Source organism: Pedobacter sp. 01T416_2, assembly GCF_056398925.1.
The window spans coordinates 1-10057 of record NZ_JBFTQI010000122.1 but is presented as its reverse complement, the minus strand read 5'-3'; the positions used below and the strand labels follow the sequence as shown (position 1 = coordinate 10057).

8 protein-coding genes are annotated in these 10057 nt (G+C 36.6%); 3 read left to right on the top strand and 5 right to left on the bottom strand.

Features of this window, described 5'->3' with window-relative positions; translation table 11 throughout:
- The 5 genes from AC1DPQ_RS07515 to AC1DPQ_RS07495 form a co-directional block, all read right to left on the bottom strand.
- On the bottom strand, positions 1-3044 hold a 3044-nt coding region (locus AC1DPQ_RS07515), incomplete at its 3' end, for a SusC/RagA family TonB-linked outer membrane protein (RefSeq protein WP_477608622.1).
- Between the two features lie 407 nt (positions 3045-3451).
- Entirely contained in the window at positions 3452-4597 is a 1146-nt protein-coding gene (locus AC1DPQ_RS07510; protein WP_477608620.1) for a FecR family protein, read from the bottom strand.
- A gap of 66 nt (positions 4598-4663) precedes the next feature.
- On the bottom strand, positions 4664-5182 hold the full coding sequence (locus AC1DPQ_RS07505; RefSeq protein ID WP_477581209.1) for an RNA polymerase sigma-70 factor: 519 nt from the start codon (positions 5180-5182) through the stop codon (positions 4664-4666).
- A 141-nt stretch (positions 5183-5323) separates the two neighbouring features.
- Positions 5324-6019 carry a response regulator transcription factor gene (locus AC1DPQ_RS07500; protein WP_477608618.1) on the bottom strand — a complete coding sequence of 232 codons (696 nt, stop codon included), beginning with the start codon at positions 6017-6019 and terminating at the stop codon, positions 5324-5326.
- Positions 6012-7358, bottom strand: coding sequence for a sensor histidine kinase (locus tag AC1DPQ_RS07495; RefSeq protein WP_477608616.1), 1347 nt, complete (start codon positions 7356-7358; stop codon positions 6012-6014). The genes AC1DPQ_RS07500 and AC1DPQ_RS07495 overlap by 8 nt, the downstream gene beginning before the upstream one ends.
- Positions 7359-7552: 194 nt before the next feature.
- Here AC1DPQ_RS07495 and AC1DPQ_RS07490 point away from each other — a divergent pair, with 194 nt between their 5' ends.
- From AC1DPQ_RS07490 to AC1DPQ_RS07480, 3 genes are all read left to right on the top strand, one after another.
- Complete coding sequence (locus AC1DPQ_RS07490; protein ID WP_477581203.1) at positions 7553-8260, top strand: peroxiredoxin family protein; 708 nt, start codon at positions 7553-7555, stop codon at positions 8258-8260.
- Between the two features lie 80 nt (positions 8261-8340).
- Positions 8341-8670, top strand: a complete 330-nt coding sequence (locus AC1DPQ_RS07485) for a hypothetical protein (protein ID WP_477608614.1) — start codon at positions 8341-8343, stop codon at positions 8668-8670.
- A gap of 286 nt (positions 8671-8956) precedes the next feature.
- The gene (locus tag AC1DPQ_RS07480) at positions 8957-9751 is read left to right on the top strand and encodes a hypothetical protein (RefSeq protein WP_477581200.1); all 795 of its coding nucleotides are present in this window, start codon (positions 8957-8959) and stop codon (positions 9749-9751) included.
- Positions 9752-10057 lie beyond the last annotated feature (306 nt).

Below are 10057 nucleotides of genomic sequence, written 5' to 3'. Positions count from 1 at the left end.
GTTGTACCACTATAAATCAGGTCATTTTTGGTTACATCGATTACGCCAGCACCCATATCTGAATAGGTCATTACTTTTTGGTTGCCAAATCTATCTAACACATAAGGCTGTCCATTACTGTTTAAACCTCCATAATTATAGCTGTACAATGCACCTATTGGAAGACCTTTAACAGGCGTGGCTGAACTCGTAATCTGCTGTGAGGTAGTAAATTCGGTAGCTTTAACTTCCAATACCTTATTTTGGTTAAATGAAGCGGTTAATTGTGTTCTCCACTCAAATTTGTGCTGTCTTATATTAATGCTGTTTACTAAAATCTCTAGCCCTTTGTTCTCAATTGCTGCTGTATTTGCATTATACTGGTTAAAACCTGTTGTAGGATCTGAGCCATATTGTCCGAATACATCTTTGGTTTGTTTAATATAATAGTCTACAGACCCCGAAATCTTGCTCTTTAAAAAACTATAGTCCAAACCAAAATTATAGTTCTGTGTGGTTTCCCATCTCAATGATTGATTTTCCGGGCTGAGCACATCATTATAAGTTAATGGTGTACTTAAAGCTGTATTTAATCTAGATTCGAGAATTAAAAATTTACCATTGTTACTTGATGGCACGTTTCCGTTAAAGCCCGTCGCAGCCCTTAATTGTAATTGGTCTATCCAGGTTTGCTTCTTAATAAATTCTTCTTGTCCCAAGCGCCAATTTAAACCAGCAGACCATAATGGTTTATTTCTATATTTTGGGTCTACACCAAACAGATTTGATTTATCAAACCTTAAACTGCCTGTAGCTACATATTTTGCCTTATAGATATAAGTTGCCTGGCCATAGTAAGACATGAATCTTCTATCATTAGAAGTTTCGTTAAAATACTGTGTGCTACTAAACGCTGATCCAATACCAACGCTATTTATTGGAAAGGCTGGTCTGGCTGTAGCATTTAAAGCACCCATATTAATGGGTTTTACAATCAGCGATTGCCCATCGTAGCCAAAAAATGAGGTCAAGTATCCTTCACCTACGGTCTTTTTTTGTTCTGCACCCATTATTCCAGACAAGTTATGATCAGTACCAAATGCATGACTGAAGTTTAATTGCCCCCGTAGGGTATAATTGGTAATTTTTTGAGTATTTCGCCTTAAAATATCCCCTTTAGGCATATTGGTGAAAAGTGCTTTTCCTGTAGCAGGATCTCTTAAGGCCATCGAATTGATTAAACTTTTAGCTAGAAATGCATCTTCGGTCTGTAATTGATCAAACCTCACATTCTGGTTTTCATAATTCCCTCCCAAATCAAGATTAAGCCAATTGGTGATCTTGCTATTTAGTCTACCTTGAAACTTGATTAAAGAATTTTTTTGTGTGTTCTCATTGCTAGTCAGTTCCTGATAGGGATAATAAAACTGGTTGTATAACCCGGCAGCTTGTAAGGCATTATTAGTAGCTGTAGTAACAGAAGAAGTAAGATAGTCCTTTCTTGGCCCTAAAGATACAGGCAACGGATTTCCATTATCGTCGGCATAACGCTCGTAAGGGAAAATATCGCCGTAAATAGGTGTATTTGCAGTAGTGTTAATTATATTAGTGTAAGTTCCTCTAAAGTCAAAATTGAATCGAGAAGAAAACTGAAAGGTGTTCGCCAGGTTCAAGTTAAACTGTTTATTTTGTGAGCCTTTATTTACTGGTGTTTCTCCAATATAGTTCAAGCCCATCATATACGTATTACTCGGACTGCCACCACTTACATCAAAATTTACATTCTTTGCCTGTCTTTGTTGATAGAACAAACGTTGGTACTCATTTAGGTTGTCGTAAGAGCCTAATGTAGCCAACTGCTGATCTACCTGAGCCTGAGTTAATGCTGGAGTAACCACACCCATTCTTGGTCCCTTAAAAAGAATTTCTTGTGCAGGATTCATTTTATAGATACCCAAATCATACAACATAGTGTTAGGCTTAGCGATATAAAAATTATCACGTTGTAACTGCACAAATTCACTTGAAGAAATATAGTTCATGTAACTAAAATCTGGCTTATCTTGAATAGCTAGTGAGCTGTTGATCGTAAATACGGGTTTACCTAACTTACCTCGTCTTGTTTCTACAACAATTACCCCATTTGATGCTCTAACCCCATAAATAGAAGCTGCAGCCGCATCACGCAAAACAGTAACAGAAGTAATGTCGTTTGGGTTAATTGTTCTCAGGTCTACTTCTGTAGGGAAACCATCGAGTACAATTAATGGTTGCTTTACGGCATCAAAAGTAGAAACACCGCGGATGGCGAGTTCTCCGGTTTGCCCGTTATAAACCAGACCTGGAATCTTTCCTTCTAAGCTCTCCAAAAAATTTCCTGTTATCGCTGTGCGCTGCTGATACTCCTTTTCATTAATACTAGATGCCGCTCCTGTTAATTGATCCTTTTTGATCTTTTGATAACCCGTATTGATAGAAACATTAACTTCTTCAAGTTTACTCGTGCTTCGCACCATTCTTATTGATCCCAAATTAGCGCTAGCTTTAACTTCTTTCAATTCATAACCTACATAGGAAATCTCTAGCATTGCATTTTCACCAACTTTAGAAAAATTGAATTCTCCTTTATAATTTGTAATCACAATGCGTGAAGTTCCTTTAATTTTAACGGAAGCACCCACTAGCACTTCTCCGTTTTCGCCCAATACTTTTCCACTGATATCGATTTCTATAAATCGCTCTACAAGCCGCTCAAAAAAAGGTTTTTCCTTTTGTTCAATAAATATGGTTTTGTCGTTTACCGTATATTCAAGCTCCGTTCCATTAATAATCTGATTAATTACATTATTAACTGGTGTATTATTAAACGCTACATCTATTTTTTTTGAAACATCTAGCTTTTTGCTCCTCAGTAAAACATCGTATCCGGTTTGTTTACGGATTTCAAAAAACACTTTTGCAATGGTGATATTCTTCTCTTTGAGCGTTAAATTTTGCCCAAAAGTTGATGCACTAACCTGCATAAGTGTAATGATTAGCAAGAAGGCAGTTAATTTAGCTCGCATGATCCATTTTCGTTTATCAATCTCACTCATCCGCTGAAAAAGCGAATCCTTACTTAATAGTATTTTAAACATGTAGCCATAGGGCTTCCATAAAAAATTAGTATAATTTTTATACATTTGACATTAGTCTGTTATGGCGTTGTGTCGATTTTTAGAAGGATTGAGCACTTCACCAGGTTTAAGAAATTTGTTTAATCAATATTTCTGAATGCAGCTAGAAAGGGCTTCGACCACGAATCGAGGCTCTTTTTTGCATCAAATCACCATACCCTTCAAGGTCCTTGTTTCTGATTTTTCATGTATTTTGGTTGTTTAGGTTTATCAATAGATTTTGCCTTTGTTTATAAGATTCAAACCGTTAGTTGTTAATCACTTTGAAAGGTTTTGTTAAACTGTTGATTAGTGAGTTATTTCTTTAAGCTAATCGTAACCACATCTTTATCAATTTTAAATGTTGCAAGGCCACTACGTTCTAATACATTAACAAGGCTTGATATTGTTTCATACTTGCTAATTGTACCAGAAATGATTTCGCTTTTTAATTTAGGATCTTCATATATTACTTTTACGTTATACCATCTCGCAACACGTTTCATGATACTTTCTAGATTCTCTTTGTTGAACATAAAAAATCCTTCCTTCCAATCCACAAAAAACTGAGCTTCTACATCCACTATTTCCATTTTAGTTGCAGAATTAATTGCTTGTTGGTTTGGCTTTAAAACTTTAATTATCTTATTTTTTCCAGTAATTTTTATCGAACCCTCCAGTAGAGTTGTACGTGTAAGGATTTCGCCAGCATAACTATTAATATTAAACTGTGTTCCTAAGACTTCAACTTCTTGGCGCTCTGTTTTTACAATAAATGGATGTAATTTATCTTTGTTTACATTAAAATACCCTTCACCAGAAAGTTCCACCATTCGTTTTTTCTTTTTTGTAAAAGAAGTTGGATACTTTAAGCTAGATGCTGAATTTAGATACACCACAGTTCCATCGGGTAACCTCACCTGAGTTTGTTCTCCATTTGAGGTTTGTAGGGTATTAAATCCACTGCTAAACGCACTTTCGCGATCATTAATGGTGTATATAATTTGTCCATCAGCAGTTTTAGAAATACTTATCCCTGGTTCATTTGCAAGCACACCTGTTTTCTTGTCTGAGATATAGATTTTTTTTCCATTGGCCAAAGTCAAGATTGCGCCATTTTTACCTGGGCCTTTATCTGCAATTTGTTCAATCCCATTAAAATGGGCTATATTTCTAAAATACCCTATTCCTGCACCAAATATCACCATTATAATAGCCGCAGCAGCAATTCGAGGCCATAATGAAACTCGTTTTGTTGGTTTGATTTTTAACAATATCGCTTCAAACATGCTTTTGTTTAAGCTGTTTAAATCTTTAGCAAATTGCTCGGGGATAAAAATCTCTTTATCCTGATCAGCATTATACCATGCTGCAAATTCCTTTGTTTCTTCTGATGTAATTGATCCATCCTTCCATCTGGAAGCCAAGTGTTTAAAGCGATCTGGCGTATTTAACTTCTCCATATATAAAGGTTTCTATATATAAGTCAGCTAAAAACAAGTTATCCCTTGCTTGTAAAAGGAAATAAATTAAAGAAGTGTTAATAGGAAGGTATTTAGACCTGTTTTGAGCGATTTTATTGCTTTTGTTAAATGGCCTTCAACCGTTTTCTCAGAGATCCCGAGTTTTTCGGCAATTTGCTTTTGGGAATGTCCACCGTCTCTACTCAAAACAAATACAAGTCGGCACTTTTCTGGCAATTCCGCAACGAGTTCGGCAAGTCTATCTTTCAATTCCATAAACGCTAACCATTGTCGAGTAGAATCGTCAATATCAGAAATACGAAGATTATCCAAATAAATTTGATGGTTATTTTTTTTGTCCAACACATTAATTACTCGATATTTTACAGAAACCGCAAGGTAACTGCTTAGTGCTCCCCTAATCTCCAATTGTGTTCTGCGGTTCCAAAGGCTGATAAATATATTTTGTACAATTTCTCGGGCTTCCTCAAGATCGCCGATTTTATTTGCAGCAACAGTAAAGAGCTTCTTCCAGTATCGGTTGTAAATTTCAGTAAAAGCAAGTTCATCGCCAGTTTTTAACAAGCTGATTAATTCTGGCTCTGAAAGTTTACTGTGTCTATTCATACGTTAAAATCCTGTCTCAGGATAATAGTAGACTGATCAAATCTAAAGAAATTATCTCATTATCCTATAGTTATGAGGCTCAAAAGCTTCTTTCCTGTACTAATCGATCAATTTATAACCTTGTCCCCTGATATTCAATATTTCTACATGAGTATCTTTAACAAAGTATTTGCGCAACCTGCTAATGTATACATCCATACTTCGGGCATTAAATATATTATCGTCGCCCCAAAGCTTTAATAATGCAATATTTCTATCTAGTATGCTATTTTTATGTTGTAACAACAGCGCCAATAAATCAGCTTCCCGTTGAGATAATGCAATTGTTGAATTTTCAAACATCAACTCCAACTTTTTGTGGTTAAACTCATAAGGTCCTATCTTATTTGACACTTCCAGTACTGGAGAGTTGGTTATTATGCCTGGAATTTTTCTGCGCATCATGCTTTTTAGCCTAAGTATTAGCTCTTCCATGCTAAATGGCTTTTTCATGTAGTCATCTGCCCCAGCCTCGAATCCCTTTAATACATCTTCTGTTTGAGACTTTGCCGTTAGAAAGATAGCAGGAATAAATTCATCTACTTTGCGGATATCTTGAAGCAAAGAGATGCCATCCTTTCTGGGCATCATAATATCAATGATGCAAATGTCTGGCTTTAGCTGATTGAACATGCTCCAACCCTCAACACCATTCTTAGCAATCTTGATTTCAAAGCCTCYTTTACCAAGTGTTTCAGCAATAATCATTGCCAGAACATCTTCATCCTCAACCAATAGTACTTTAATTTTATCCATAGATAGGGAATTTTAGGATAAAAGTTGTTCCGACACCTTTACTGCTCTTTACGTCGATCTTTCCATTCAAAGCAGCAACAAGCTCCTTAACATAGTTTAGCCCTAGTCCGTATCCCTTTACGTCATGAATATTGCCCGATGGCACCCTATAAAATTTATCAAAGATATAGGGCAAATACTGTTCATCGATCCCTTTTCCATCATCCTTTACTTCCAGTTTCCAATGATGATCTGTTAGTGCAGCAATTATATTAATCTTTACCTGTCCTTCTGTATACTTAATAGCATTGTCTGCCAGATTGGTTAGCACGGTGTGGATAATATACTTATCTGTATTAACATACGCATTAAGAGGCAGATTATATTGGATTGAAACATGATCATGGACAGAAAACTCGGCTATTGTTTTATTAATGAGTGCCAGAAGATCTACCTGTTCTATATTTACTTGTTTATCACCATGCTCATACCTGGTGATATCTAAAAGCCGATCAACATTACTATCTAATTTATCCAAAATAGCAGTATTGATCTCAAGATAGCGAGAAGTTATTTCTGGATCTGAAGATTCACCGAATTTATGAAGAGCCTCGTGGGTCGACTTCAGAATAGAGATCGGGGTACGCAGTTCATGGGCTATATTGCTAAAAAAATCATTCTTCATAGAATCCAATTTCATCTGTCTTCGAATAATGATCCACATATAATAAAGACTAGCAGCAGATAAAAAAATCAATAACAAAGAAATTAAAGCTGGGGCCAAGATTCGCAGCAATAAATATTGACCCTTATTGGTGATATTTACAACAATAACATCGCCATCATTAGAAAAGCTTACAAATACGGCAGCCTTATTAAGGGGTAGTGTTTTTTGTTTCTTGAGCAAAACAAGCTTGAACGAAACATCCAAGTTGTTCTTTTGGAGCTCTCGCTGTAAGAACGAACTTAACACTTCAATTTTCAACGGTTTGCCAAAATTTCGGGCTATTAGCGTAGTAGTTGCCAATTTCATTTGCGCGACATCTGGAGGGGTGTTTTGAGAATTTGGAAACCTAACTATAACTCCCTCTCCTGCTGGGGCTGTTTCGAGCCACCTGTCACGTTCAGCGGGAACTCTCACAACCCCATTGATTTTTGAAAGAGAAGGTGAATCTGTCTTAAAAACAATCTGAGGGCCAATCTCTTTTAACAAATAAGCGCCAATGCTTCGTTCCAATGAAAAAGTTACCGAACTATAAAAATTACGTTCTTCTGCCTTATAAGAATTATATACCCAGTATACCTGAAACACAATAATTCCTGTTATTGTTATAATAGCCAACAACCATACAAAATGCATTCTTTTCCTCATGTAAATTATATTTCTTTCTGTAATGCCGTATTCAGTAATGTAAAGATACCTAATTATAGGCAGCCGAACAGTAGAGTTAACACTAGTTAACACTAGTTAAGACAGGGTTAACATAAACTACAAGCACCACAAAGTAGTTTTGCTTATATCAAAATATAAAATAAATTTAAATTTAAATTCACATGAAAAATTATTTAATGTTAATAACCCTGTGTTTAATAGCTAGCCTTGCTAGCGCCCAGGGAGGAATGCGCAAAGAAGACATATTCCCAAAAAATGCAAAATACTTCGTTAAAGGAGGAGCAGAAATACCTTACGCAAAGATTGATAGTGTTATGCAGTCCTGGGGGGGGAGGTTTCAAATGGAGAAGCGTACAGAAGGCAATGAACAACGCATCTATTTGGTAAAAGTTGACACCTCGAAGATGAACCAACGACAAGAACAAATGGAGCAAAAAAATGAGATGATGGCAAAAGAGACTACGGGAAAAACTGCACCTCCCTTTGAACTAAGTGACATTAATGGAAAAAAATACGCGTTGCAAGATCTGAAAGGAAAAGTGGTTGTACTTAACTTTTGGTTTGCGGCTTGCGTACCATGTCAACATGAAATGCCTGAACTCAATAAATTAAAAGAAAAATACAAGGGCAAGGATGTTGTCTTTCTTGGCATAGGAAATGACAATGCTAAGGAGATTAAGGAATTCTTAAAAACAAATACCTTCAATTACACACTATTGAGTGATGGAAATAAAACAGCCCGTGATTATAAAGTTTCCTCATATCCAACTTCAATAGTAATTGACAAAAGTGGCGTAATCAAATATTCGCAAATTGGCGGAGAGAATATCGCTGAATCTTTAACAAAAGAAATTGATAAACAGCTCTAGTCTAATAAACTACCTTATATTCTACTTCATAAAAAAGGTGTATCATAATCAGAGAACACTAAAAAAGTCTTTTTAAATATTTGAAGTCCAAAAAGAGCAGAAAAAACTATGGTTATCTGCTCTTTTTTTATACCAAAAAAAGCATCCCTAAAGCCATTATTTTCAGAACAAAGACAAAACTCCATGTGGCCAAAACAGAAAATGGCGATCTGCAAACCCTTAATGGCACCATTCACATGCTTGATTATATGGCGCAGAAACCTATGATACTTCATGCGAAAGTCCATATCAAAAAATGTCCAGGCAGCAGCCAGATCATTGTCTTCTACAAGCTTTCCCCTAAACCATTCACAGCTGTGATATGGCTGAAGCTGAATGCACTATGGGCGGGTTTTAAATGTTCGGGATAGTTATTTCAGAAAAATGAAAAATATGGCAAAATGCTCATGGGCAGAACGGCATCCTTTTGATACAAAAGATATAGCGGATTGCACGGCCTTTAAAGCCTTAATCTACATATACGATTAGGACTAGTCCTGATTAGCATCAGCTTCTAAAATACATTGGATAAGATATCACATTGGATATATTCGTTGTCTTATTGTCATAGTAAAGAAAATTCGGTAAATTGTATTATTGAAATAGAGGGTTGAGTCTGATTGAAAATTAACTTACTAAACATTTAAAACAAAAAACATGAAAAAATTATTTTCTCTGGTAGTTCTTTTGGGGTTTTATATTAGTCTGTGTGTTGCCCAGACTACCGCACCTGCACAGTCAGGTTCAGCGAAAAGTAAAAAGGAAACCAAAGCTAAAACTAAAAAAGAAGCAACATCAACTGGTGCAGCGAAATTAAAGAAGGACGGTACGCCTGACAAGCGTTATGCTTCTAAAGCAGGATCAGCGCTTGCAACAAGTAAAACTGCACCAAGTTCCAGTGCCAGCGGTGCGAAACTAAAGAAAGATGGCACCCCTGACAAGCGTTATGCTTCTAAAGCAGAAGCAGCTCCTGCAACAAGTTCAAACGCCAGCGGGACGAAATTAAAGAAAGACGGCACGCCGGATAAACGTTATGCTTCTAAAGCAGAAGCAACTCCTGCAACAAGCAAAGCTGCACCAAGTGGAAATGCCAGCGGTGTGAAACTAAAGAAAGATGGCACCCCTGATAAGCGTTATGCTGGTAAAACAACAGCTCCAGTAGCAAATGAAGTTGCACCAGTTCCAAACACCACAGGTTTGAGACTGAAGAAAGATGGCACGCCGGATAAACGTTACAGTGCCAGCAAAGAAAAAGCAGCACCTGTAGCACAAGCTGAAACGCCAGCGGTTAAAAAGCAAAACGCTCCGAACACAGCTGCTACAAAGAGCTATACACCCACAGTAGACAGAACTTTAGCAGGCCCCAATGGAGAGGAAATAATAACAGGTCCCCGTGGTGGAAAATATTACATCAACAAAAATGGTAATAAAACCTATCTCAAAAAACAATAGTTTAATTTCATTAGCTGATTAATAAAAACTAAAGGCCCCTATCCAGATTGGACAGGGGCCTTTAGTTTGGGTATTCTATTGTTATTAAAGTTGAAGAAAAAGGAGTGCATACGACATGGAGCAGCTCGGATTGGTAGGTGAACAATACCATGCCTTTGGTCATGAGCGCGCTCTTCAGGCTTAAATTCACATACGATTTTCTCTTTAACATCTTCGTCTAATCGCCCCCAAGGTTTCCTGGTTGCAATTTTTGTCTTGTCTTTGCTTTTTGTTGCCATTTTTCTGTTTTTAATGAGAAGCTATAGC

Bases quoted from the DNA above. Each gene is read 5' to 3' on its own strand.
- AC1DPQ_RS07495 (WP_477608616.1), bottom strand. From the start codon at position 7,358: ATGCATTTTGTATGGTTGTTGGCTATTATAACAATAACAGGAATTATT.
- AC1DPQ_RS07490 (WP_477581203.1), top strand. From the start codon at position 7,553: ATGAAAAATTATTTAATGTTAATAACCCTGTGTTTAATAGCTAGCCTT.
- AC1DPQ_RS07480 (WP_477581200.1), top strand. From the start codon at position 8,957: ATGAAAAAATTATTTTCTCTGGTAGTTCTTTTGGGGTTTTATATTAGT.
- AC1DPQ_RS07510 (WP_477608620.1), bottom strand. From the start codon at position 4,597: ATGGAGAAGTTAAATACGCCAGATCGCTTTAAACACTTGGCTTCCAGA.